21 protein-coding genes are annotated in these 23869 nt (G+C 68.9%); 9 read left to right on the top strand and 12 right to left on the bottom strand.

The genetic code is table 11. The features are described from left to right. Position 1 precedes the first annotated feature (1 nt). The 4 genes from IEY81_RS02910 (at position 2) to IEY81_RS02925 (ending at position 3828) form a co-directional block, all read left to right on the top strand. On the top strand, positions 2–685 hold the full coding sequence (locus IEY81_RS02910) for a pirin family protein (protein ID WP_189116955.1): 684 nt from the start codon (positions 2–4) through the stop codon (positions 683–685). 158 nt (positions 686–843) lie between these two features. Beyond that, positions 844–1629: a hypothetical protein gene (locus IEY81_RS02915; protein ID WP_189116956.1), complete on the top strand. Its 786-nt coding sequence runs from the start codon at positions 844–846 to the stop codon at positions 1627–1629. A 131-nt stretch (positions 1630–1760) separates the two neighbouring features. Next, positions 1761–2291 (top strand): NfeD family protein, encoded by a 531-nt coding sequence (locus tag IEY81_RS02920; protein ID WP_189116957.1) that lies wholly within the window; start codon positions 1761–1763, stop codon positions 2289–2291. Between the two features lie 16 nt (positions 2292–2307). Beyond that, positions 2308–3828 (top strand): flotillin family protein, encoded by a 1521-nt coding sequence (locus IEY81_RS02925; RefSeq protein WP_189116958.1) that lies wholly within the window; start codon positions 2308–2310, stop codon positions 3826–3828. A 272-nt stretch (positions 3829–4100) separates the two neighbouring features. On the opposite strand, the gene IEY81_RS02930 is transcribed toward IEY81_RS02925, so the two are convergent. The 3 genes from IEY81_RS02930 to IEY81_RS02940 form a co-directional block, all read right to left on the bottom strand. Beyond that, positions 4101–5900, bottom strand: coding sequence for a penicillin-binding transpeptidase domain-containing protein (locus IEY81_RS02930; protein WP_189116959.1), 1800 nt, complete (start codon positions 5898–5900; stop codon positions 4101–4103). 197 nt (positions 5901–6097) lie between these two features. Beyond that, positions 6098–7177 (bottom strand): SGNH/GDSL hydrolase family protein, encoded by a 1080-nt coding sequence (locus IEY81_RS02935; protein ID WP_189116960.1) that lies wholly within the window; start codon positions 7175–7177, stop codon positions 6098–6100. Between the two features lie 125 nt (positions 7178–7302). Next, the gene (locus IEY81_RS02940) at positions 7303–9393 is read right to left on the bottom strand and encodes an MMPL family transporter (RefSeq protein WP_189116961.1); all 2091 of its coding nucleotides are present in this window, start codon (positions 9391–9393) and stop codon (positions 7303–7305) included. Positions 9394–9480: 87 nt separating this feature from the next. Here IEY81_RS02940 and IEY81_RS02945 point away from each other — a divergent pair, with 87 nt between their 5' ends. Continuing rightward, the gene (locus IEY81_RS02945) at positions 9481–9801 is read left to right on the top strand and encodes a PadR family transcriptional regulator (protein WP_189116962.1); all 321 of its coding nucleotides are present in this window, start codon (positions 9481–9483) and stop codon (positions 9799–9801) included. 85 nt (positions 9802–9886) lie between these two features. Next, entirely contained in the window at positions 9887–10525 is a 639-nt protein-coding gene (locus IEY81_RS02950; protein WP_189116963.1) for a permease prefix domain 1-containing protein, read from the top strand. Positions 10526–10776: 251 nt separating this feature from the next. On the opposite strand, the gene IEY81_RS02955 is transcribed toward IEY81_RS02950, so the two are convergent. The 6 genes from IEY81_RS02955 to IEY81_RS02980 form a co-directional block, all read right to left on the bottom strand. After that, complete coding sequence (locus IEY81_RS02955) at positions 10777–12552, bottom strand: DEAD/DEAH box helicase (RefSeq protein WP_189116964.1); 1776 nt, start codon at positions 12550–12552, stop codon at positions 10777–10779. Positions 12553–12667: 115 nt separating this feature from the next. Next, positions 12668–13144 (bottom strand): GNAT family N-acetyltransferase, encoded by a 477-nt coding sequence (locus tag IEY81_RS02960; protein WP_229787268.1) that lies wholly within the window; start codon positions 13142–13144, stop codon positions 12668–12670. After that, positions 13138–13818 (bottom strand): SDR family NAD(P)-dependent oxidoreductase, encoded by a 681-nt coding sequence (locus IEY81_RS02965; protein ID WP_189116966.1) that lies wholly within the window; start codon positions 13816–13818, stop codon positions 13138–13140. The genes IEY81_RS02960 and IEY81_RS02965 overlap by 7 nt, the downstream gene beginning before the upstream one ends. 278 nt (positions 13819–14096) lie before the next feature. Then, on the bottom strand, positions 14097–14909 hold the full coding sequence (locus IEY81_RS02970; RefSeq protein WP_189116967.1) for an MOSC domain-containing protein: 813 nt from the start codon (positions 14907–14909) through the stop codon (positions 14097–14099). Between the two features lie 23 nt (positions 14910–14932). Then, complete coding sequence (glmS, locus tag IEY81_RS02975) at positions 14933–16756, bottom strand: glutamine--fructose-6-phosphate transaminase (isomerizing) (protein WP_189116968.1); 1824 nt, start codon at positions 16754–16756, stop codon at positions 14933–14935. Positions 16757–16771: 15 nt separating this feature from the next. Continuing rightward, positions 16772–17035 (bottom strand): hypothetical protein, encoded by a 264-nt coding sequence (locus IEY81_RS02980; RefSeq protein ID WP_189116969.1) that lies wholly within the window; start codon positions 17033–17035, stop codon positions 16772–16774. 240 nt (positions 17036–17275) lie between these two features. Here IEY81_RS02980 and IEY81_RS02985 point away from each other — a divergent pair, with 240 nt between their 5' ends. Beyond that, the gene (locus tag IEY81_RS02985; protein ID WP_189116970.1) at positions 17276–17881 is read left to right on the top strand and encodes a YceI family protein; all 606 of its coding nucleotides are present in this window, start codon (positions 17276–17278) and stop codon (positions 17879–17881) included. A 176-nt stretch (positions 17882–18057) separates the two neighbouring features. Here IEY81_RS02985 and IEY81_RS02990 read toward each other — a convergent pair whose 3' ends face one another. The 3 genes from IEY81_RS02990 to IEY81_RS03000 form a co-directional block, all read right to left on the bottom strand. Further along, on the bottom strand, positions 18058–18492 hold the full coding sequence (locus IEY81_RS02990) for a hypothetical protein (RefSeq protein ID WP_189116971.1): 435 nt from the start codon (positions 18490–18492) through the stop codon (positions 18058–18060). Between the two features lie 458 nt (positions 18493–18950). Then, the gene (gene mctP / locus IEY81_RS02995; protein WP_229787270.1) at positions 18951–20591 is read right to left on the bottom strand and encodes a monocarboxylate uptake permease MctP; all 1641 of its coding nucleotides are present in this window, start codon (positions 20589–20591) and stop codon (positions 18951–18953) included. Next, positions 20588–20842, bottom strand: a complete 255-nt coding sequence (locus tag IEY81_RS03000) for a DUF3311 domain-containing protein (RefSeq protein ID WP_189116973.1) — start codon at positions 20840–20842, stop codon at positions 20588–20590. The genes mctP and IEY81_RS03000 overlap by 4 nt, the downstream gene beginning before the upstream one ends. 208 nt (positions 20843–21050) lie before the next feature. On the opposite strand from IEY81_RS03000, the gene IEY81_RS03005 reads away from it, so the two are divergent. Together IEY81_RS03005 and IEY81_RS03010 are read left to right on the top strand one after the other, a co-directional pair. After that, a complete protein-coding gene (locus IEY81_RS03005) occupies positions 21051–22856 on the top strand; it encodes a flavin-containing monooxygenase (protein ID WP_189116974.1) in 1806 nt (601 codons plus the stop codon). Position 22857: 1 nt separating this feature from the next. Continuing rightward, positions 22858–23862 (top strand): SMP-30/gluconolactonase/LRE family protein, encoded by a 1005-nt coding sequence (locus IEY81_RS03010; protein WP_189116975.1) that lies wholly within the window; start codon positions 22858–22860, stop codon positions 23860–23862. Positions 23863–23869 lie beyond the last annotated feature (7 nt).

Here is a 23869-nt window from a genome sequence, read left to right on the forward strand (position 1 = left end):
TGTGACTGCCCAGATCCGCCGAGGAAACGCCCGATTCACCGAACGGCCACCCGGCCTCCGGCCAGGGAGAATCACCTGGCACACCTACTCCTTCGGCCCCCACTACGACCCCGACCGCGTGGGCTTCGGCCCCATCGTGACCTACGACGAGCACCTGCTGCGCAACGGTGAGGGGTTCGAGACCCACCACCACTCCGGGGTCACGATCGTCACCTGGCCGCTGTCGGGTGAGGTGACTCACACCGACTCGACCGGCGCCACCGGCACCGTCGCTCCCGGGCAGGTCGGCGTCTTCACCACCGGCGACGGTGTCGACCACTCCGAGTTCGCCACCGCCCCCGGCACCCGGTTCGTCCAGATGTGGGTCGCCGGCAGCACCGGTGCGCCGGCGTACGAGGTCCACGACGTCGCCGCCCGAGAGGGCGAGTGGGTCGAGGCGGTCCGCCTGGACCAGGGCTCGTTCCTGATCGGCCGCGTGGGCACCGCCGGGCCGGCCGAGATCACCTTGCCCGAGGCGAGGCTGCGCCATCTCCACGTCGCCTCGGGTGCGCTGCTGCGCAGCGGCATGGCCGAGCCGCTCACCGCCGGGGACGCCTTCGAGGTGACCGCCGGGGACGACCTCCCGCCGGACTTCACGGTCGCTGCCGGCGTACCCACTGAACTTCTGCTCTGGATCTTCGATTAGATCGTGATTGCCTCCGTTTGAGGGCACCTCATTACCCAAAATGAGGGATGGATTCAGAAGGTCGAGATTCCCTCTCCTGAGTTGAAGCAGGTTGACCGCAGGCCGGCTCGTTCCGAGCCCGGCACGCACGCCCAACCACGGGTTTCACAAGGGGAGACATGTTCACCAAGCTCATGGGCCAGGTCCCGACCGTCGTCATCGCTGCAGCCACGGCATCGATCTTCGGCGGCGGCGCCGCCTACGCCGCCGCCCGGATCACCTCGGCCGACATCGCCGACCAGACCATCCAGTCCCGCGACATCGCCGCTCAGGGCGTCGGCACCTCGGAGGTACGCAACCAGTCCATCGTCTCCGGCGACATCGCCGAGGGCGGCGTCGGCGCTTCGGAGATCCGCAACGGCTCCATCACGGGCGCTGACATCAACGACACCACCGAGAAGAACCTCAAGGGCGCGAAGGGCGCGAAGGGCGACAAGGGCGACAAGGGCGACCCCGGCGCCGACGGCAAGGACGGCGTCGTGTCGCCGGCCTACTCGGCCAGTGACTCCTCGATCGTCCAGGCCATCGGTGGTTCCTTCGGCAAGTTCACCGACGGGGTCCGCGCGACCAGGGTCGACACCATCGAGCTCCCCGCCGGTGAGTACGTCCTGACCGCGGAGGGCTTCTTCGTCAACAGCCAGGCCACGACCGGCAAGACCCGGATGCAGCTCGCGGTCCGCGTGGACGACGGCAGCGATTGGGGCAAGGACTTCGGCACCTGCTTCACCGGTGCGACCAGCCCGCTGGCCAACCGTGAGTCGCACTGCTCGTCCACCCGTGTGGTGACGGTCGACGCCGACGACGTCGTCGACGTCTACGCCTTCGGCTACGCCGACGACCAGGGCAGCGCCGACAGCGGCAAGGTCAGCGTGAAGTCCTTCGTGACGGCGCTCCCGGTCCAGTGACCTGATCTCCGCACGCCTGTCGCCCCCGGCTCTCCGGCCGGGGGCGATAAAGCGCGGACAGCAGCAGGGTCGGAGTATAAAGTCCGCCTTAGACTGCTGCTCAGTGTGAGACTTTGCTCGAAAGGCTTGGCGTGACGACGTTCCTTCTCATCGGAGCCGTCGGGCTGGGCCTCCTGCTGGTGTCGCTGGTGATCGGCGACCTCCTCGACGGTTTCCTCGGCGGCCTGACCGACTGGCTCGAGAGCGACTGGTTCTCGACCGCCGCGATCGGCGGCTTCGTGTCGGCGTTCGGGTTCGGTGGCGCCATCGCCCACGGACCGCTGAGCCTGGGCCTGCTGCCGTCCGTCGTGATCGGCTCCGGCTTCGGGGCAATCTTCGCCTGGTTCGCGCTGTGGCTCACTCGCCTGCTGAAGGACGACCACACCGATGCGGCACCCTCGGGGGACGACGCGATCGGGATGGACGCTGCCGTGATCACCGAGATCCCGGCAGGCGGGTTCGGCGTGGTGCGAGTGGTCCTCGGGGGTCACACGGTGACCTACAACGCCAAGGCACCCGATGCGGGCGAGGCGATCACTCCCGGCACCGCTGTCCACGTGACCGGTGTCCTCTCACCGACGGCAGTCACCGTCGCGCCGACGTGGCGCGAGATCACCTCCTGACCTGAAGGGGTCCCCAATGGAACTGCTGGTGCCGATCGCCGGCCTCGTCGTACTTCTCATCCTGCTCCTGCTGCTGGTCACCAGCCGCTACAAGGTCGCGGGTCCCAACCAGGCGTTCATCGTCACCGGCCGCAAGGGCAAGGCCGTCCTCAACCCGGAGACCGGCCAGCTCACCACCGACCTGTCGGGGCAGAAGGTCGTCCTCGGTGGCGGCGTCTTCGTGATCCCGTTCGTCCAGAAGCTCGCCACGATGGACCTCTCCTCGCGCCGGATCTCGGTGCAGATCCGTGGGGCGGTCTCCGGCCAGGGCATCAAGCTCAACCTCGACGGCGTCGCGATCGTGAAGGTGGGCGGCAACGCCGACCAGATCCGGCTCGCCGCGCAGCGCTTCCTCTCCCAGCAGGAGGAGATCGAGCCGTTCACGCAGGAGGTGCTCGCCGGCGCGCTGCGTTCGATCGTCGGTGGGCTCACCGTCGAGCAGATCATCCGTGACCGGGCCGCGTTCGCGCAGCGGGTCGCCGACGAGTCGGAGTCCTCGCTCACCGGCCAGGGCCTGATCCTGGACACGTTCCAGATCCAGGACGTCACCGACGACGGCTCCTACCTCGCCAACCTGGGTCGTCCCGAGGCCGCCCGCATCACCCAGGCCGCCTCGATCGCCGAGGCCGAGGCCCGCCGGGCCGCCGAGCAGGCCCGGATCAAGGCCGAGGAGGAGATCGCGATCTCCCAGCGTGCGCTCGCCCTCAAGCAGGCCGAGATCAAGGCCGAGACCGACGCCGCCTCCGCCAACGCCGCGGCTTCCGGCCCGCTGGCCCAGGCCGACCGCGACCAGGCCATCCTCACCGAGCAGGAGAAGGTCGCCGTACGCCAGGCCGCCCTGACCGAGCGACAGCTCGAGACGCAGGTCCGCAAGCCCGCCGACGCCGAGCGTTACCGCGTCGAGCAGGAGGCCGAGGCTCGCCGTAACTCCGAGATCGCGGCCGCCGAGGCCCGTAAGGCCGCCACCATCGCCGCGGCCGAGGCCGACGCAGAGCAGGCCCGTCTCTCCGGTGAGGCCGAGAAGGCTCGTCGTGCCGCCCTGGCCGAGGCCGAGGCGATCGAGGGTGCCAAGCGCGGTGACGCGCAGAAGGCGCTGCGTCTGGCCGGTGCCGAGGCGACCCGCGCCGAGGGTGAGGCCAGCGCGGCCGCCACGCTCGCCGTCGGTCAGGCCGAGGCCGAGGCCATGGACAAGCGCGCTGCGGCGTTCGAGTCCTACAACGACGCTGCCGTGCTGCAGATGCTCATCGAGGTCCTGCCCCGGGTCGCCAAGGAGGTCGCCGCGCCGATCAGCGCGATCGACAACCTCACCGTCCTCTCCACCGAGGGCGCCGGCGCCATCCCGAAGCAGGTCAACGACAACGTCGTCCAGACCCTCAACATGCTCCAGACCACGACCGGCGTCGACCTCGGCTCGATGCTCCGCAAGGCGACCGCCTCGGCAACCGCCTCGGCGACCGAGAACGGCTCGGTGGAGATCCCCGCCGGTCAGAACGACTGACCGATCCACACATTTTCAACACTCGGTCACCAATTCTGTGGAAAAGGGGCATAGACGTGACAGCCAGAATCAAGTCTGGTTATGTATCCACGTCGACGTAGGGAGGGAGCACTCCAAGCCTCGACCGGGCCTCGCGGCCGCAAGGCCGCCAGGCTCGCCCCTCGACTCTCTCTACTGTTCCCCCCGTCGGTAGAGAGACGACCGAGGGAAAGTTGAATGTGGCCCGGCCTCACGGCCGGGCCACATCTCATTTCAAGTCCTCTCGCCGGATCTCAGCGCTCGCGGGCCATCCGCAGGAACGCCTCGACGAGCGGCCCCGAGGTCGCGGCACCGTTCTCGCCCTCGTCGACATAGACCGCGACGGCGAGATCGCCCTGCGCCGCGATCATCCAGGTGTGGGTGAGGCGCTTGCCCTTGCGGTCGAACTCGGCGGTGCCGGTCTTGGCGATCACCGGCTTGCCGGGCACGTCGGCGAGACCGTGGCCGGTGCCGTCGGTGACCACCTTGCGGAAGATCGTCTTCAGCTGCTTCGCCTCGTCGGCGGCGAGCGGCTCCACGCCCGACGGCTTGGCCACCTGACCCTCGACGAGGTTTGGAACCACGGTCTTGCCTGCCTGGATGGAGGCGATGACGGTGGCCATCACGAGCGGTGAGGCGAGCACCTTGCCCTGTCCGATCAGGTCGGCGGCGTGCTCGGTCTTGCCTGCCGGCTCCGGGATCTGACCGAAGTAGGAGGTGAAGCCGGCGTCGCGGTCGATCCCGAAGCCCAGGGACGCGGCGGCCGAGGCGATCTCGGCGTGGCCGATCTCGTCGGCCGTACCGACCATCGCGGTGTTGCAGGACTCGGCCACGGCGTGGGCGAGGGTGATCTTGCCCAGGGCCAACTTGGGGTACCACGAGTCGTTCTTGAACGTCTTGCCGTCGACCTTCGCCTTGGCGGGGCACTTGACCTGGCTGGTGGGGTTGAGCCCCTTGCGGAGGAGCGCGAGCGTGGTCGCGGTCTTGAAGGTCGATCCGGGGGCGGCCTGGCCGTAGGTGGCCAGGTTCATCTTGTTGTCCTTGCCGTTGGCGGCGACCAGCACGGCGCCGTCGCTGGGGCGGATCGCGACCAGGGCGCTCTCCGGCTCGACCCGCTTCAGGATCTTCTCGGCGTTCTTCTGCAGGCGGCCGTCGATGGTGACGGTGAGGGGCTTCCCGTCGATGGGGTCGCTGTTGTAGAGCCGCTTGAGCACCTCGCCCTCGTCACCGAGGACGGAGACCTGCAGGCCGGGCTTGCCACGGAGCTGGTCGTCGTAGCGGGCCTGGAGCCCGGAGAGCCCGACCATGTCGCCCGGGAGATAGGTGCCGGGCTTCTTCTTCATCCTCTCGGCGGTCACCTCGCCGACGATCCCGATGACGGGTGAGGCGAACTCCTTGGTCGGGCCCAGCGGGAGGGTGCGGTCGAGCATCGCCGCACCCTTGATCCGGGAGATCTTCTTCCGCTTCGCCTTCGTCATCATCGGCTTCCGGATCGAGAGCGCCTCGACGAACGCCTTGTCGCCGGCGGCCTTGACCCGCTTGGCGTAGCGCTTGGGGTCGATGCCGACGATCTTGGCGACGTCGCGGGCGGCCGCGGGCGCGGCCACCGGGTCGAGCAGGGTCTTGTCGATGCCTACGGTGACGACCGGCCGGTCGGCGACCAGCGTGGTGCCCGCGGTGTTGACGATCTCGCCGCGCTGCTGCGGGACGGTCTCGACGTGCAGGCTGCGACCCTCGGCGAGCAACGGCGCGACGACGGTCGGCTCCCAGACGAACTCCCACGTGTCGCCGGTCTTCTGCAGCTCGACCTCGGACTCGTAGGTCCATCGGCCGCCCGGAAGCCCCCACGCCCAGGTGAGCGTCGACTTCGCGTTGTCGGTGCCCTCGCCGGTGAAGGTGGGCTTGGTCGCCGAGACGGCGGGCGCACCGAGCTTGCCGAACAGGTTGCCGGTGAGGTCGCGGTATTCGTCGGCGACCGTGGCCGGGTCGGTCTCGTCGACGAAGTCGACCTTGGTGAAGGTCGCGGTCTTCAGCGCGGTGGTCAGGCTGGACATGCTCGGTCCGGGATCCTTGGCGCCACCGCAGGCAGCAAGCAGCGGTAAGGCAACGGCAAGGGCGGCCATGCCCCGGAAGACTCGCATGGAACGGTTCTATCAGCCCCGCCCCCAAGATTGAGTTACACCTGTCCAACGTGGGAGTTGTGAAGCTGAGCGTGACCCACCGGTCACGCTCAGCTTCACAACCGGATGGATCAGTGCTTCGCGAGCCAGGCGTCCAGGTTCACGCCCCGCTGGTCGGCGAGCTTCTGGAGGCGCTCACGGGTCGGCGGCTGGAACACCTTCGGTTCGATGTGGCGGTCGAGGGCGGCGTACTCCCTCTGCTTGGCGGCCTGGGCGGGACCGGCCGCCTTCGCGGCTGCGACCACGCTCGGGTCGGCGGTGACGGCGGCGCCGGTGAGGGGCGAGCTCACCAGCGGTGTGTAGCCGTCGCGGTGGCCGGCGGCGTTGGCGTGGTAGGACTCCTCGATGGGGTTGGAGAGCCCGTTGACCCACTCCGGGTCGTCACAGACCGCGTGGCCGGTGAAGCGGCTGATCGGGTTGACGTAGGTGAAGCCGGCGGCGCTCGCCCGTGCTGCCGTGGTGTTGTTGATGAGCACAGCGGTGTCGTTGAGCGCGGCCTCGTCCTCGGGGCTGAACCAGGTGAGGGCGTTGCAGTCCTCGCCCATGAACAGCTTCGGATAGCCGACGACCACCACCTTGGCGTTGGGCGCTGCCGACCGGATCCGTGAGTAGAGCGTCCCGAGGCGGCCCGGGAGCGTGTTGCGGATGTAGTTCTGTGCACCTGCGACGGCTCCCGCGCAGTCGCTCGCCCAGGCTGGGAGAGCACACTCGGTGATCACGTCGACGAAGCCGGCGTCGTTGCCGCCGATGGAGATGGTCACGTAGCGGGTCGAGGTGGACAGGGCGCTGAGCTGGCTGTTGGTGACGTCGGCGACGACCGCGCCGGAGCAGGCGCGGAAGTTGAGGCTGTATCCCTTCGCTGCGGCGACCAGGCTGGCGTACGCCACGGGCGATCGCATGCAGTTGCTGCCGTCATCGATGTAGCTGCGGGTTCCTACGCCTGAGGAGTAGGAGTCCCCTAGAGCGACGTAAGGCTCCCCAGCTGCTGAAGCGAAGCCCGAAGCGATCGGACCTGCTGAAGCGAAGCCCGAAGCGATCGGACCCGCGGTGGCTGGGGAGCCGGGGGCGGCGGCTAGACCGCCTCCGAGAAGGGCGATGGAGGTGAGGGAGACCGCGAGGCGGACTTTGGACAGGCGGAAGATCATTTTCATGGCAACTCCCGGAAGTCGGGGCCGCTGGAGACGGCCCTTCCCTTCGGTTGTACGCTTACTTCCTTTTCCCTGCAGGAAATTTGTTTCACGCCAAAGTAACTGTCCGGAACCCGCTTACCTGGCGGTCACTCCACGTGCTGCAGCCGGGGCAGGAGCCGGTCGAGCCACGTCGGCAGCCACCAGGCGCTCGCGCCGAGGAGCCGCATCACCGCCGGCACCACGAGACAGCGCACCACGACCGCGTCCAGCAGCACCGCGACCGCCATCACGAAGCCCATCTCCTGCAGCATCCGGTCCGGGCTGAACCAGAACGCGCCGAAGACGACGACCATGATCGCGGCGGCCGCGGTGATGACGCCGCCGGTGTGCGCCAGGCCCTCGCGGACCGCCTCCTGCGCGTCGCCGCGGCGCAGCCACTCCTCGCGCATCCGCGAGATCAGGAAGACCTCGTAGTCCATCGAGAGACCGAAGACGATCGCGAACGTCATCACCGGCAGGAACGCCTCGATCGGGCCGGGCTCGACGCCCAGCAGCCCCTCCTGGAAGACGTACGTCATCGCACCCATCGAGGCGCCGATCGAGATGACGTTGAGGACGGCCGCCTTGATCGCCACCGCGACCGACCGGAAGACGCACATCAGCAGCAGCGCGGAGAGCCCGACGACGAGCCCGATGAAGAGCGGCAGCTTCTCCCCGACCGCGTCGGAGTAGTCGATCAGCGCCGCGGTCGAGCCGCCGACGAGGACGTCGTCGCCGAGATCGTCGCGGAGATCTTTCACCAGCTCGGTGGTCTTCGGATCCTGTGGACCGGTCGCCGGGAAGGCGATGGAGGTGAACACCGCACCGTCCTCCGACGGCTGCGGCGGGGTCACGGCGGCCACGCCTGCGTACCCGTCCAGCGCCTCGTACGCGGCGGTCGCCTGCTCCTGCGAGCCGTCGGTCATGACCACGAGCGGGCCGTTGGCGCCGGGTCCGAACTTGTCGCTGACCAGGTCGTAGGCCTTGCGCGTGGTCGAGGAGGCGTCGTCGTTGCCGGCGTCGGCGAAGCCGAGCTGGAGGCTCAGGACAGGTGTGGCGAGGGCGCCGAGGGCGACCACCGAGACGATCAGCGCCGCCCACGGGTGCCGCTGGACACCTCCGGCCCAGGCGCGCCAGCGCTGGCCGGGCTCGCGCCGCGACCGGGCCGCGTGGCGGCGTACGGACTTCTCCAGGCGCTTGCCGAACAGCGTCAGCAGCGACGGGAGCAGTGTGACCGCGGCGATCATGGTCATCAGCACGGTGAGCGCGACGCCGAGCACGACGCCCTGGATCGAGGTCAGCTGCAGCACGTAGAGGCCGCAGAGCGCGAGGATCACGCTGACACCGGCGAAGAGGACCGAGCGGCCGGCGGTGTCGATGGCGGTCGAGGTCGCATCCTCGCGAGTGGCGCCGCGGAGCAGCTCGCTGCGGTAGCGCGAGAAGACCAGCAGGGCGTAGTCGATGCCCACGCCGAGGCCGACGATCATCAGCATCGGTGCGGTGTAGTCGGGGATCGTGGTCAGGTGGCTCAGCAGCGTGACCACGCCGAACGTCGTGCCGACCGCGAAGATCGCAGTGATCAGCGGCAGGCTCGCGGCCAGGAACGAGCCGAACATGAACAGCATGATCACCAGCGCGGCGAGCATGCCGATCCCCTCGGAGCCGCCGCCCTCGCTCTCGTTGACCTCGCGCATCGAGTCACCGGCCATCTCGACCTGGAGGTCGTCGGTGGTCGCATCGTTCGCCAGATCGAGGAACGGCTCGTAGGCGGTGATCGGGAGGGCGCCAGGCTCGGCGTCCATCACGACGGTGACCAGCGCGGTCGTACCGTCCTCGCTCACCGACCCGCGCTGCGGATCGGCCGGCACGACCGCCTCCACGTGAGGGAGGTCGCCAAGGTTCGCGATGAGCGCGTCCACCGCCGCCCGGTCGGTGTCCCAGCCGCGCTCGTCATGGATGACGGCGCGCACCTCGTCACCGGCCGAGCCGCCGTGCTTCGCCTGCAGGTCGGCCATCTCCTGCGACTGGGTGCCCGGGATGTCGAAGGAGTTGCGGTAGTCGTCGCCGACGACCTGGCTCGTCGCGGTCACACCGACGATCACCACCACCCACAGCAGCAACGCGGTCCAGTGGTGACGTTGGGAGAAGGAGGCCAGCCGTCGCAGCGGACTTGGTCTCGAGATCGTCTGGGTGGTCATCAGGTCTCCTATTGTTTTCGGTCTGGCTACCTGTAGTCAGACAACATGTACGAAGACAATGTACGACGACCTGTGTAGGCTGTCTACATGAAAGCCGACGCCCTCCGCGGCCACCTCGACTCGCTGATCCTGGCCGTGGTCGAGAAACAGCCCCTTCACGGCTACGCGATCATCGAAGCCCTCAGCGCCCGCAGCGGTGGTGAGCTCGACCTCCCCACCGGCACCATCTACCCCGCGCTGCGCCGCCTGGAGAAGGCGGGCTACCTCGACAGCTCCTGGTCCGAGGTCGGTGGCCGCAAGCGCCGCACCTACGAGCTCTCCTCCGCCGGCCGCAGAGCCCTCGCCACCCACCGCCAGGAATGGAAGACCTTCTCCCAAGTCGTCTCCGGCGTACTCGGCGAAGCCTGACCCTCCCGCCGAGACGGCAGCTCTGGCGAGCATTCAGGGGGTTCCCTGATGTGCCCGATCCCGCCGGGAGCCGAAGATGGAGCCCATGAGCGCCGTCGACGTCTACCTCGCGGACCTGCGTGCCGCGATCCCCGGTCCGAGCCACACCCGGCGCACTCTCCTGCGCGAGGCCGGCGACCACCTCGAAGACGCGACCGACGCCTACACCGCGGCCGGCTACACCGCTGACGAGGCCGAAGCGCTCGCGCTGCGCGACTTCGGGTCGGTCGACGACATCGCGCCCGGCTTCCGTGACACGGTCGCGATCGGTGCCGCCCGGCGTACCGCCCTTCTGCTCGTCCTCGTCATGCTCCCCCAGGCCTTCCTGTGGGACGGCGGCATCGAGCTCGGCGCGAGCGCCCACTCGGCCGCTCCGGACAGCGGTCTGTTCCACACGCTCGACATCGTCATCGGGTACGCCGGGACAGCAGGCGCCCTCGGCGCCATCATCGCCCTCGCCGTGACCGCCATCGGTCAACGCTGGCTGCAGATCGGCCGACGAACGGCGCAGCTCACCGCCGCCTGGTCCCTCGCCATCGCCGTGACGATCCCGATCATCGGCTTCACCATGCTCGTCCTCACCGGCGGCATCACCCTGCTCCTCGCCCTGAGCGCACTCGCCTTCATGGTGACCCCGTTCACCCTGGTCGCCCTCTCAGCCCAGCGCACCCTCGCCGCCTGCTAGCCGAGACGTCACCCCGGTCGGCCGAGACGGCAGATACGTCGTCCGAGTTGTCACTCGTGACGTCTCGGCCGACGTATCTGCCGTCGCGACCGACACAACTGCCATCTCGACCGACACAACCGCCGTCTCGACCGACACAACCGCCGTCTCGACCGACGTATCTGCCGTCTCGACCGAGACGACTACGGTCTCGGCCGGGGCTGGGTGTGGTGCGAGGGGTGGTCTCGACAGGCTCGACCACCGAAGATGGGTCAGTCGAACTTGCGCTTCTGGCGCGGCTTGCGGGGGCGGTCGCCGGAGTCGGACTTGCCGTGGCCGTGACCGTGGCGCGGGCCCTTGTCGAAGCGGCCGCCGCCGCGGCGGACGGGGGCGCCGCCGGCGTCCTCGGAGAGCTCGATGAGCTTGCCGGAGATACGAGTCGACTCGAGCGCCTTCCAGGTCTCGGGGGCGAGGTCGGCGGGGAGCTCGACGAGGGAGAAGTCGTTGCGGATGGAGATGTTGCCGAAGTCGGCGCGGCGCAGGCCGCCCTCGTTGGCGATGGCACCGACGATCTGGCGCGGCTCGACGCGGTGGCGCTTGCCGACCTGGATCTTGTAGGTGGCCAGCGGCTGACCGTTGCCGCGCGAGCGGGAGGTCTCACGGCGCTCACCGCGATCGTTGTCGCGGCGGCCGCGACGCTCCTCGTAGGCAGGCTTCTCGGGCTCCGGCTCGAGCAGCAGCGGCTCCTCGCCGTGGAGCACCGCGGCGAGCGCAGCGGCCACGTCGACCTCGGGGACGTCGTGCTCGTCGACGTAGTGGCGCACCACGTCGCGGAAGAACTCGATCTTCTCCCCCTCCTGCAGCGCGGCGGTGATGCCGTCGTCGAAGCGGGAGAGGCGGGTGGCGTTGACCTCGTCGACGGAGGGCAGCTGCATCTGCTTGGGCGACGCCTTGGTGTGCTTCTCGATCGCGCGCAGCAGCCAGCGCTCACGCGGGGTGACGAACGAGATCGCGTCACCGGTGCGGCCGGCCCGGCCCGTACGGCCGATGCGGTGGACGTAGGCCTCCACGTCGGTCGGCAGGTCGTAGTTGACGACGTGGGAGATCCGCTCGACGTCGAGACCGCGGGCCGCGACGTCGGTGGCGACCAGGATGTCGAGCGAGCCGTCCTTGAGCTGGTTGACGGTCTTCTCGCGCTGGGCCTGGGCGATGTCGCCGTTGATCGCGGTCGCGGCGAAACCCCGCGCTCGCAGCTTCTCGGCCAGCGACTCGGTCTCGGACTTGGTGCGCGTGAAGACGATCATGCCCTCGAAGTTCTCGACCTCGAGGATGCGGGTGAGCGCGTCGACCTTCTGGGGGTAGGACACCATGAGGTAGCGCTGGGTGATGTTGCTGGCGGTCTGGGTCTTGGCCTTGACCGAGATCTCCTTCGCGTCGCGAAGGTACTTCTTCGAGAGGCGGCGGATCTGGGACGGCATGGTCGCGGAGAAGAGCGCGACCTGCTTGTCCTCGGGGGTGTCGGCGAGGATCGTCTCGACGTCCTCGGCGAAGCCCATGTTGAGCATCTCGTCGGCCTCGTCGAGCACCAGGAAGCGCAGCTGCGACAGGTCGAGCGTGCCCTTCTCGAGGTGGTCCATGATCCGGCCCGGGGTGCCGACGACGACGTGCACGCCACGACGGAGCGCGGTCAGCTGCGGACCGTAGCCCTGACCGCCGTAGACCGGCAGGATGCGTACGCCGTCGAGGTTGGTCGCGTAGCGCTCGAACGCCTCGCACACCTGCAGCGCGAGCTCACGCGTCGGCGCGAGCACGAGCGCCTGCGGCGCGTTCTGGTAGACGTCGAGGTTGGAGAGCACGGGCAGCGCGAAGGCCGCGGTCTTGCCGGTGCCGGTCTGCGCGAGACCGACCACGTCGTGACCGTCCAGCAGCGAGGGGATCGTCGCGGCCTGGATCGCCGACGGCGTCTCGTAACCGAGCGCCTTCACGGCGTCGAGGACACCGGCGGAGAGACCGAGTGAGTCGAAGGTCGGACCCTGCTCTGCCTCCACGTTCGGCTCCGAGGGCGCGGAAGTAGTGGATACGGCAGACTCAGGCTCGGTGCTCACCATCCAACGGTAGGCCCATATAGCACGTTCTGAGCATTCCTCGGCGCGGTGGCCCCCGTCACGTGCTGACAGTCAAGATCCGTTCGAGCCGCCTCTCGATGCGGCGGGAGTCGACCTGCGACTTCAGATCAGGAGTCGTACGCCATCCCGACCGCTCGTAGAACGCGATCGCCCGGGCGTTGACCTGAAGCACCCAGAGCTCGAGCACGGTGACGTCTGATGCGCGCGCTCGATCGACGAGCGCCGCCATCAGCTCGCTCGCGACGCCGGTGCCCCACGCCTCTGACGCGACGGCGAAATAGCGGAGCTCGAGCACGCCACGACCCGGCACGAGCAGCGCGAACCCGATCGGCTGGTCACCGTCGTACGCCATCTGGATCGTCCCGCCGGCGTCCAGTGCCCGCCGGATCCCCGGAAGCTTCGCCTCCGCGGGCGCCGTCGTCGCGAAACCGTCCCGCTTCGCCGTCGCCTCCGCCCAGATCCCGGCGGCGACCAGCGCGATCTCCTCGCCGGCTCCCTTCACCACATTCACCACGGCAGTTCACCATTCTCGAGATCAAGAAAAAGCGGGCTCCGCTTCTCAGGCCCTCGGACGAGATCCAGCAACCGTTGTGCGGCTACGGCCGGATCAGTTGCGGCATCCGCCCGCCCCATCCCGGTGGCCAACCGACCGGGATGGACCGCCCACACGCGTACGTCGGGAGCGAGCTCCTCGGCAAGACAGGTCGTCGCCATGTTCTGGGCGGCCTTGGCGATGCGGTAGGCGTAGCTGGTCCCGAAGCCGCGATAACGCCCGGCCGCCTGGTCGTGGATCGACCCCAACCTGGAGCTCACGTTGATGACGATCGGTTGCTTCGTACGCCTGAGGTTCGGCAGCACTGCCCGCGTCGCCCGGATAACGCCGCCGACGTTGACGTCGCACACGTCGAGCAGGGTCGAAACGACGACACCGTCGAGCGGCGTGCCCGGTGTTCCGGTCCCGGCGTTGTTGATCAGCAGATCGAGCGGCTCGTCGCCGAGCGAACCTGTCAGCGGGGAGACATCGTCATCGGTCACATCCCAGTGCACCCACCGTCCCCGCTCGCGACCGACGACCTCCCGCGAGACCCCGACGACATCCCATCCCGCACGATCGAAGACCTTTACGATCGTCGCCCCGAACCCACGATTGGCGCCAGTGACGAGAACACGTCTAACCGTTGATGACATGCGGCCATTCTCCTGATCGACCCAGGCATCGCCTCCCTGGTCACCCAGCGTCCGACCCCGATCGAGTGGGCGAACGTGGCAGGTGATGGGCTGTCTGGCTGGCCACTTTCGCCCACTCGTGCTCCAACTCGGCGTCGTCTGGCGGGCCCAGTGGATCGTTGTGGTCGGCGGCCCCACGCTGACCGAGGTACCTCGGTGGCGATGCACTCCCTTCGTGGAACTCCCTGAAGGAAGCAACCCTCGACCGAGTTACCTCGGTGAGCATCCAACCCGCACCGTCAGGAGACGATGACCCCGTCGCCGACGGCGATCTCTCCGGGATGGACGACGGCGAGGTGCACCGCCGCCCACACCTTGCCGTCCCAGCGGCGGTGCCGGGCGAGCGTACGCAGCGGGTCCTTGCCCGACTCCAGGGTCTTGGCGTCGATGGTGGTCATCACGCAGCGGTCGATCCGCGCGGCGACACGGAACCTGGCGCCGCCGATCGCCACCTCCTGCCAGCCGTCCTCGGCGAACGGCTCGGAGACGCCGTCGACGAGCAGATTGGCGCGAAACCGTCCGGCCGGGACGTCGTCGTCGGCCCAGGCATCGACCTGCCCGACCGACGCGTCGGAGATGAGCGACACAGGCGAGGAGTCGTGGAAGGCGGCGTACTCCCCGGGTCGGAAGTTGTCCGGGTTCATCGCCCGCCTCGTCGGCTCGGCGCACCACATCAGTCGCAGGTCGTCGCGGCCGAGCACCTTCCGCAGCCAGCTGTCGGCCGTCTCGCCGACAGCCCGCGCGGTGAGCTGCTTCCGGAAGAAACGTACGCCGACGGTCGGCGCGTCCTCGTCGGGCGCCGTCACCTCCAGCGGGTCCGCCCCCGGGCCGCTCAGCGTCAGGTCCACGCCCGTCCGGCCACCGGTCGCCGGTGTCTCCGCCACGATCTCGAACAGCGACCGCAGCTCTCGAGCCGTGACCAGCTTGTCGGCGCCGTCGACCACCATCCACTCGCGGTCGCCCACGATCCCGGTCCGTCCGACGTACGCCGCCTCGACCGGCCTGATCGCCGTCGACTTCACCGGATGGACGTTGATCCCTGCCAGGCGCATGCGGCCCATTGAATCGGGCCCGGCTACTCGACCGTGACCGATTTTGCGAGGTTGCGCGGCTTGTCGACGTCGTGGCCGAGCGCCTTGGCGGCGTGGAAGGCGATCAGCTGCAGCGGGATCGTCATCAGGATCGGGTCGAGCTCGACCTCGTTCTTCGGTACGTCGACGCGCAGCGCGTCGAGCTCGCCGAGGTCGACGTCGGGGTGGGTGACGACGACCAGCGGGCCGCGGCGGGCGCTGATCTCGTGGAGCGCTGCGACGTTGCGGTCGGTCAGCTCGTCCTGCGGCACGATCGCCACCGTCGGCACCGACTCCGAGATCAGCGCGAGCGGACCGTGCTTGAGCTCGGAGGTCTGATACGCCTCGGCGTGCCGGTAGGAGATCTCCTTCAGCTTCTGGGCGCCCTCGCGCGCGACCGGGTAGCCGCGTACGCGCCCGACGAAGAACATCGACTCCGCCTGCGCGAGCCTGGTCGCGACCTCCTCGATGTGCGCCTCTCCCTTCACGATCTCCTCGATCTGCGCAGGCAGCGCCTGCAGACCGGCGATGAGCCGCTTCCCGTCCGCGATCGACAGGTCGCGTACGCGGCCGAGCTGGAGTGCCAGCAGCGAGAACGCGACGTACATGTTGGTGAGCGCCTTGGTCGAGGCGACCGCGATCTCCGGGCCGGCGTGCAGGTAGATGCCGCCGTCGACGGCCCGCGCGATCGCCGAGCCGACCACGTTGACGACGCCGAGCACCCGGCCGCCCTTGCGCTTGATCTCCTGGACGGCGAGCAGGGTGTCGATGGTCTCGCCGGACTGGGAGACCGCGACGTAGAGCGTGTCGGGCTCGATGATCGGGTTGCGGTAGCGGAACTCCGAGGCGGCCTCCGCGTCGGCGGGGATCCGGGCGAGCTCCTCGATCAGCCCGGCGCCCATCTGACCGACGTAGTAGGCCGAGCCGCAGCCGAGGATCTTCACCCGGCGGATCGCCCGGAGCTCGCGCGGGTCGAGGTTGAGACCGCCGAGATGGGCGGTGCCGAACCGCTCGTCGAGCCGGCCCCGCAGCGCACGCTCCACCGAAGACGGCTGCTCGAGGATCTCGGTGAACATCCGCGGCTCGTCGGCGAGCTCGCCGTACTCGTACGCCGACGGGTCCACGTCGACCTCCCGAGCCGTCGTGGTGGTCGTGGTGAGGTCCTGGCGGAAGGTGGTGAAGCCGGTCGCGGTGACGGTGGCCAGCTCGCCGTCGTCGAGGTGGGCGACGGTGGTGGTGTGGCGGACGACCGCGGCCAGGTCGGAGGCGACGTACATCTCCCCGTCGCCGACACCGACGATCAGCGGCGAGCCGTTGCGGGCCACGACCATCCGGTCGGGGAAGTCGGCGTGCACGACGGCCAGGCCCCAGGTGCCCTCGACCTGGGCGAGCGCGTCGACGACCTTGGCCTCGAGGCTCTCCGCGGTCGACGCCTCGATGAGGTGGGCGAAGACCTCGGTGTCGGTGTCGCTGACCAGCTCGACCCCGGCCTCGGTGAGCCTTTCCCGCAGCGAGGCGGCATTGTCGACGATGCCGTTGTGCACGACCGCGACCCGGCCGCCGGCGGAGAGGTGCGGGTGGGCGTTGGTGTCGTTGGCCGGGCCGTGGGTGGCCCAGCGGGTGTGACCGATGCCGACCTTGCCGGCGAACCGCTTCGGCAAAGCGTCGACCAGGTCACGTACGCGTCCGGCCTTCTTCACCACCTGCAGCCTGCTGCCCAGCACCGCGACGCCGGCCGAGTCGTAGCCGCGGTGCTCCAGCCGGGCGAGCCCCTCGGTCAGCAGGCCCGCGGCCTGCTGCGGGCCGATGTATCCGACGATTCCGCACATGTTCTCTGTCCCGTCCTATCCGTAGACGATCCGGCGCAGCTGCCGCTCGGTCAGCCTCGGCGCGGCGACGACCCGCCCCGGGAGCTCCTCGGCGAGCCGCGCGAAGATCGCATCGTTCTTCGCGCCGTAGGTCTTCAGCTGTGCGTGCCGGCGGCGTACGTAGGTCTCGACCGGTTCGTCGAAGTACGCCGCCACGTCCTCGATCACGCGCGCCGCCTCCGCGGGCGGAAGCCCGGTGGTGGCGACCACGTGGTCGATCAGCGCTTGCTCGGCATTCACGGGACCAACTGTGAGCCACTCTCCGCGCGACCTTCAAGTTCCTGCCCGAATTCGGGCAGATCCAGACCATTCGACTCGCGCGACGGGGGCAGCGAAACGACTGCGTTTAGGGATAGCGTTGTCATCTCAACCAATCTCCCGCCGTCGTCAGCAAAGCCTCACGCCAGCGGGAACATTGGGCGTGATTCCCCCGTTATGATGCTTGCAGTTTCAACCACTTCTTCCAGGAGCACACCCGCCATGGGCATTTTCAGCAAGAAGGACTCGACCCCCGCCGAGCCCGTCTTCGACACCCCCACCGCCGCCATCGAGGACATCTCGGGCGACTACACCCTCGACGTGGCCCACACCCGCCTGGGCTTCTCGGCCCGCCACGCGATGGTGACCACGGTCCGCGGCTCGTTCAAGGAGTTCGACGGCACCGCGACGATCGACGCCGCCGAGCCGACGAAGTCCAAGGTCTCTCTCACCATCAAGGCCGCCTCCGTCGACACCGGCAACGCCGACCGCGACGCCCACCTGCTCTCGGGCGACTTCTTCGAGAACGAGACCCACCCCGACATCACCTTCGAGTCGACCGCGGTCGAGTTCGACGGTGAGTCCTGGAACATCACCGGCGACCTGACCATCAAGGGCAACACCAAGTCGATCACCGTCCCGTTCGAGCAGACCGGCTCCGCCAAGGACCCGTTCGGCAACACCCGGGTCGGCTTCGAGGGCGCCGTCGCGATCAACCGCACCGACTGGGGCCTCTCCTTCAACGCTCCGCTCGAGACCGGCGGCGTGCTCGTCTCCGAGAAGATCAAGCTCGAGTTCGACATCTCGGCCATCAAGACCGAGGCCTGAGCCTGCAACCCTGCGAGCGAAGCGAGCAGGGTCGCAACGCGAAGGGATCGAGCGAGCGCAGCGGCTGAGCTTGCGAAGCCGCGAAGCGGGTCGAGATCCACGCTGGTCGCGCAGCGATCAGACCAGACGACGGGGCCACCGGGAATCTGCCGGTGGCCCCGTCGCGTGTCCGCAGGTCAGGGGCGCTCGGCCCGCGGCGCCTCCTGGACGAAGTAACGCCTCTCCGCACCCACACGAAGCGTGCCGACGGCGTCGAGCGAGGACGCGTCGCCGGTCACCCCACCGGCGAAGCCGAGCGGGCCCGTGCCGAGGTCGACACCACGCGGCGGGTCGCGGTGGACCACACCGTCCGCGGCCCCGCCGACCGGTGACTGGACATGGGCGCGACCGCTGATCACCAGCGCTGCCCCGTCGGTCGTGACCGTCAGCGCCGCGTCGCTGCCCGCCATCGCTCCCGAGAGCGTCACCGGGCCCACGGGCCCAGGCTCCTGCGGCTTGATCGGCCGAGACGAGTCGGCGCTGGCGACGCCGGCACCGGCGACCAGCAGGCCACCTGTCACGGCGGCGAGGACGATCGATCTGCGAAGTCCCCCGAGGACCTTCGAGCTCATTGCTTCTCCTGACGTGAGTTGCGCGGCCGTCGGCCGCATCGCCCCGAGCGGCGTTCGGCTCAGCGCCCCCGGAGATGACGGGATGCGGGGCCCCGCCCGTCTACGACCGAGCGCCCGAGCGCTCCTTGGCCGCGACCGTTGTGGACGGGACCCCGCAGGGTGGGACGAGCACTGATCACACTCGTTGCCCCACCCATCGGACCGGACGGAAAAGCAGCCGCAGCCGACTGCCGACATCACGTCCGGCGGGTGATCCAGCAGGCGACGGCCCCCCGGGCGTCGTGCAGCCTGGCTGGATCTGTTGCTTCACACCATCACGCTCCCGAGTCGATCCGGATCAGCCCCTTCACCACCTCTTACGTACCCAGGGGCGCTGGTGTTGCAGTTCTTCGAAAATAAAATAGGAAAACCCCGCGAACGCCTCGTCGAGACGCGTTCGCGGGGCTTTGCGGCCAGGTTCAGCGCACCTCGGTCGTCGAGCTCAGCTCCTCGACGATCCCTTCGTCCCCGGCGTCGACGGAGTAGTCCGAGGCGACGGTGGCGTCCTCGCCGTCCGCGACCTTGAGCGCCCGCAGGATCGGCGTGAGCACGACGACCACGAGCAGGTTCAGCAGGAACGCGGTGAGCGCGATGTAGATCGGCGTATCCGTCCCCGGGAACGGAGCCAGCGGTCCGCCGAAGTGCTCCTGCGTCGGCGAGGAGACGCCGTACGCCACGATCGTCCCGTACGCCATCCCGACCGCCCAGCCGGCCAGGACCGCCCAGCGGTGGAACCACCGGGTGTAGAGCCCGACGACGATGGCCGGCAGTGTCTGCAGGATCCAGACACCGCCGAGGAGCTGGAGGTTGATGGCGTACGACTTCGAGAGCGCCAGCACGAAGAGCAGCGCACCGAACTTCACGATCAGGGAGACGATCTTGGCCTGCTTCGCCTCGTCGGCCGGGGTCGCGTCGGGGCGCAGGTAGGCCTTGTAGATGTTGCGCGTCCACAGGTTGGCGGCCGCGATCGACATGATCGCCGCCGGCACCAGCGCACCGATGACCACCGCCGCGAAGGCGACGCCCGCGAACCACGCCGGGAACTGGTCCTCGAAGAGCTGTGGGATCGCCAGCTGCGGGTTGGGCGGGTCACCGACCATCACTCCCGCCGCCAGCGCGACGAACCCGAGCAGCGCCAGGAGGCCGAGCAGGAACGAGTAGGCCGGTAGCAGCGAGGCGTTGCGGCGGATCACGTTGCGGCTGCGCGTGGAGAGGACGCCGGTGATCGAGTGCGGATACATGAACAGCGCCAGCGCCGAGCCGAGCGCCAGGGAGGCGTAGGCCCACTGGCCCGCGGCCTCGGCGGGGAACAGCGCCTTCGGCGACGCCTCCCCGGCGGCGATGGCGTCGGCGTTCTCGGCGTTGAAGGAGTCGAAGCTGCCCTGCACCGTCTCGAAGATGTTGCCCCAGCCGCCGAGCTGCGAGGGGATGTAGATGATCGCCACGATGATCACGATGTAGATCAGCGAGTCCTTGACGAACGCGATCAGCGCGGGCGCTCGCAGCCCGGCGGAGTAGGTGTAGGCGGCCAGCACCGCGAACGCGACGAAGAGCGGCAGGTCCCGGATGAACCAGTTGGTCGAGTCGCTCTGCAGCCCCATCACCTCGAGCACGACCTCCATGCCGACCAGCTGCAGCGCGATGTAGGGCATCGTGGCCAGCAGCCCGGTCACCGCGACGGCCAGACCCAGGGAGCGCGACCCGTAGCGGCCGACGACGAAGTCGGCCGGCGTGACGTACCCGTGCTTGTGGGAGACCGACCACAGCTTCGGCAGGAACGCGAAGATGATCGGGTAGACGAGGATCGTGTAAGGCACCGCGAAGAAGCCGACCGCCGACCCGGCGAACAGCGTCGCGGGGACCGCGATGAAGGTGTACGCCGTGTAGAGGTCACCTCCGATGAGGAACCAGGCCACGAACGTACCGAACCCGCGGCCGCCCAGGCCCCACTCGTCGAGGTTGTCCATCGCCTTCGCCCGGCGCCAGCGCGCTGCGGAGAAGCCGAGGATCGTGACGAGCAGGAAGAGGAAGGCGAAGACGGCGACTGCGACGGCGCTCACTGGCCACCCTCCTTCCACGGACGCCCGGCGGCCGCGCGGTCACGCCGGAACGCGGCCTTCGCGACGAAGTAGGCGATCGATGTGAAGAGCACCGAGCAGGGGATGAGGAAGAGCTGGAACCAGAAGTAGAACGGGAATCCGGCGAGTGTCGGGTCCTCCTTCGCATACAGCGGCACCGCCAGGCACGGCGCCGCTGCGGCGAACAGGAGGATCCCGACAAGGATCCACGAGCCCTTGGACGAGGACGGCATGGGTCACCTCCGAGATCTGTCGATGTGGGTCCGAGTGTCCTGTGACCTTGGTCACAGTTGTGAGCCCTGTCCAGTCCAAATCGATCCACACGACGACGAACGGTCGATCCACCGGGACGAACGGTCGCGGATACCCCTGATTCGCCTCTCCCGCCCTTCGGGACGCTGCTAGTTTCCGGCCGTGACTTCCCCCCACTCGGGCGATGGCATGCCCGAATCACAGCCACAGATCACCATCGCGGACCTCGAGTCCGCCCGAGAGAAGTACGCCCGTGAACGCGCTCGCAGAGTGCGACCGGACGGGCTCGGTCAGTACCGGCGGCTCGCCTCTGCACCGACGATCGTCTCGCACGACCCGTTCACCGAGCGGGTCGAGCGACCACCCCTCACCGACCATGTCGACGCCCTCGTCGTCGGCGCCGGGCTCGGTGGGCTGCAGACGGCGATCCGGTTGCGCCAGGCCGGGCTCGACCGGGTCCGGCTGATCGACGACGGTGGCGACGTCGGCGGCACCTGGTACTGGAACCGCTATCCCGGTGTGCACTGCGACATCGAGTCCTATCTCTACATGCCGATGCTGGAGGAGGTCGGGTACGTCCCGAAGTGGCGCTACGCGCCCGGCGAGGAGATCCGCCGGCACATGGTCGCGCTCGCCGAGAAGTTCGACCTCTATCGCGACGCCGCCTTCCACACTTCCGCGACCGAGCTGCGCTGGGACGAGGACGGTGCGCGCTGGCAGGTCCGCACCGACCGCGACGACGACTTCACGGCGACCTACGTGGTGGTCTCCTCGGGCTCGCTGTCGCTGGCCAAGCTGCCGGGCGTCGAGGGGATCGAGAGCTTCCGCGGCAGGACGTTCCACACCAGCCGGTGGGACTACGACTACACCGGCGGCGACGCCTCAGGCGGGCTGGTCGGTCTCGCCGACAAGCGGGTCGCCGTGGTGGGGACCGGTGCGACCGGCATCCAGGTGGTGCCTGCGGTCGCGGAGCATGCTGCCAGGACGTACGTCTTCCAGCGGACGCCCGCGACCGTCGACGTCCGCGACAACCGGCCGACCGACCCGGAGTGGGCGGCGTCGCTGACGCCCGGGTGGCAACAGCGGCGGATGGACAACTTCTTGGCGATCATGGCGGGCGAGCCCTTCGAGGAGGATCTCGTGCAGGACTCGTGGACCGCCAACGCCGGGCTGCAGCGAAAGATGATCACCGGCCGGATCGACCCGGCGCTCGACCCGGCGGAGCGCGAGCTGGCCGAGGAGATGCTCGACCTCGCCACGATGAACCGCCTCCGCGACCGGGTGGCGACGACGGTGCGCGACCCCGCGACGGCGGAGGCGCTCAAGCCCTATTACCGCTACCAGTGCAAGCGGCCGGGCTTCAGCGACGAGTACCTGGAGGCCTTCAACCGGCCGAGCGTGACGCTCGTCGACACCGCCGACACCCATGGCATCACCCGGATGACCGAGACCGGCGTGGTGGTGGGTGAGAGCGAGTACGAGGTCGACTGCGTCATCTTCGCGACCGGCTTCGAGACCGGTGTCTCCGGTCTGCTGTCGGGCTCGCTGATGGTCTACGGCCGCGGTGGGACGAGCTACTTCGAGTCGCTGATGAGCGGGTTCCGCACGCTGCACGGCTTCTACAGCAACGGCTTCCCGAACCTGTTCCAGCTCTCGGTCTTCCAGAACGCCAACTCGGTCAACTACTCCCACATCCTCAGCGAGCAGGCCCGCCACATCGGGCTCGTCGTGGCGGAGGCGCGCTCACGCGGGGCGGCGTGGATCGAGCCGTCCGGCGAGGCCACCGAGGCCTGGGCGAAGGTCATCGAGGAGTCCGCCCACGACAACCTCGACTTCCTGCGCACCTGCACGCCCGGCTACTACAACAGCGAGGGCCAGCCGGCCGACATGAAGGTCTCCTACGGCCCGGGTCCGATCGCCTTCCACCGGCTGCTCGAGGAGTGGCGCCGCACGTCCATCGACGAGGTCCTCGTCACCGATCCCGAAGGGAACTGAGATGAACCGACGTACGTCTGTCTCTGCTGTCGCGCTCGCGGGCGCCCTGGTCGCCGGACTGGCCGGTCCGGCCCTGGCCGCCCCTCCGGGCCCGGAGGAGATCATCGCCTCGAAGGTGGTCAAGGCGACCAGCCCGCACGCGGAGCTGGGCATGACCCTGCTCGAGGGTCCGACGTTCGGCGCCGACGGCGACCTCTACTTCGTCGACGTCGTGGCGCCCTCGACCGCGCCGAAGGTGCTGCGGCTCGACCCGGCGTCGCGGGAGGTGTCCGGGTTCTACACCGACGAGTCGGGCGTCTACACCTCGGCGCAGTGGAGCCCGGTCGACGGCCGGCTCTACCTGACCGACTACCAGGGCACGATCCGCAGCGTCGCACCCGACGGCACCGATCCGCGCACGGTCTTCTCTGGTCCGGTCGAGGGGCAGACGATGAGTCCCGACGACCTGACCTTCGACCGTGAGGGCAACATGTACCTCACCGACCTGACCGGCTACCTCGACCCCGAGCAGGAGCCGGCCGGACGAGTCATCCGGGTCGAGGCCGACGGCTCGAGCGCGACCGTGCTGGCCGACGAGCTCGCCGCGCCGAACGGCATCTCCTTCGACCGCAGCTACAGCGGGCTCTACATCAGCACCCTGTGGGAGAACCGGATCAGCTACCTGACCCTCGACCACACGCGCACACTGGTCCGCTCGACCCGAGTCGTGGCCGACGTGGACGCCGCCGAAGGGGCGGAGACCGACTCCAACGCGGTCGACGCGGCCGGCAACATCTACCAGGCCATCCACGGCGAGCCGGTCATCCGTGTCTTCTCCCAGCAGGGCCGGCCGCTCGCCACCGTCCGCGTCCCGGAGGCCGACCGCGGCGGCCTCACCTCGGCGACCAACGTCGCCATCCGTCCGGGCACCAAGCAGGCGTACGTGACGGTCTCCGGCGACGCCGGCGGCTTCGTCTACACCTTCGACGCGCTCGCGCCCGGCACCCGGCAGTCCAACGGCGGCTGACCCCCAT

Source organism: Nocardioides luteus, assembly GCF_014648595.1.
Taxonomy (GTDB): domain Bacteria; phylum Actinomycetota; class Actinomycetes; order Propionibacteriales; family Nocardioidaceae; genus Nocardioides; species Nocardioides luteus.

What these genes read in the sequence shown, in the direction of transcription:
- IEY81_RS02915 (WP_189116956.1), top strand. Translation starts at nt 844, where the DNA reads ATGTTCACCAAGCTCATGGGCCAGGTCCCGACCGTCGTCATCGCTGCA.
- IEY81_RS02925 (WP_189116958.1), top strand. Translation starts at nt 2,308, where the DNA reads ATGGAACTGCTGGTGCCGATCGCCGGCCTCGTCGTACTTCTCATCCTG.
- IEY81_RS02930 (WP_189116959.1), bottom strand. Translation starts at nt 5,900, where the DNA reads ATGTCCAGCCTGACCACCGCGCTGAAGACCGCGACCTTCACCAAGGTC.
- IEY81_RS02935 (WP_189116960.1), bottom strand. Translation starts at nt 7,177, where the DNA reads ATGAAAATGATCTTCCGCCTGTCCAAAGTCCGCCTCGCGGTCTCCCTC.
- IEY81_RS02940 (WP_189116961.1), bottom strand. Translation starts at nt 9,393, where the DNA reads ATGACCACCCAGACGATCTCGAGACCAAGTCCGCTGCGACGGCTGGCC.
- IEY81_RS02945 (WP_189116962.1), top strand. Translation starts at nt 9,481, where the DNA reads ATGAAAGCCGACGCCCTCCGCGGCCACCTCGACTCGCTGATCCTGGCC.
- IEY81_RS02950 (WP_189116963.1), top strand. Translation starts at nt 9,887, where the DNA reads ATGAGCGCCGTCGACGTCTACCTCGCGGACCTGCGTGCCGCGATCCCC.
- IEY81_RS02965 (WP_189116966.1), bottom strand. Translation starts at nt 13,818, where the DNA reads ATGTCATCAACGGTTAGACGTGTTCTCGTCACTGGCGCCAATCGTGGG.
- IEY81_RS02970 (WP_189116967.1), bottom strand. Translation starts at nt 14,909, where the DNA reads ATGCGCCTGGCAGGGATCAACGTCCATCCGGTGAAGTCGACGGCGATC.
- glmS (WP_189116968.1), bottom strand. Translation starts at nt 16,756, where the DNA reads ATGTGCGGAATCGTCGGATACATCGGCCCGCAGCAGGCCGCGGGCCTG.
- IEY81_RS02985 (WP_189116970.1), top strand. Translation starts at nt 17,276, where the DNA reads ATGGGCATTTTCAGCAAGAAGGACTCGACCCCCGCCGAGCCCGTCTTC.
- IEY81_RS02990 (WP_189116971.1), bottom strand. Translation starts at nt 18,492, where the DNA reads ATGAGCTCGAAGGTCCTCGGGGGACTTCGCAGATCGATCGTCCTCGCC.
- IEY81_RS03000 (WP_189116973.1), bottom strand. Translation starts at nt 20,842, where the DNA reads ATGCCGTCCTCGTCCAAGGGCTCGTGGATCCTTGTCGGGATCCTCCTG.
- IEY81_RS03005 (WP_189116974.1), top strand. Translation starts at nt 21,051, where the DNA reads ATGCCCGAATCACAGCCACAGATCACCATCGCGGACCTCGAGTCCGCC.
- IEY81_RS03010 (WP_189116975.1), top strand. Translation starts at nt 22,858, where the DNA reads ATGAACCGACGTACGTCTGTCTCTGCTGTCGCGCTCGCGGGCGCCCTG.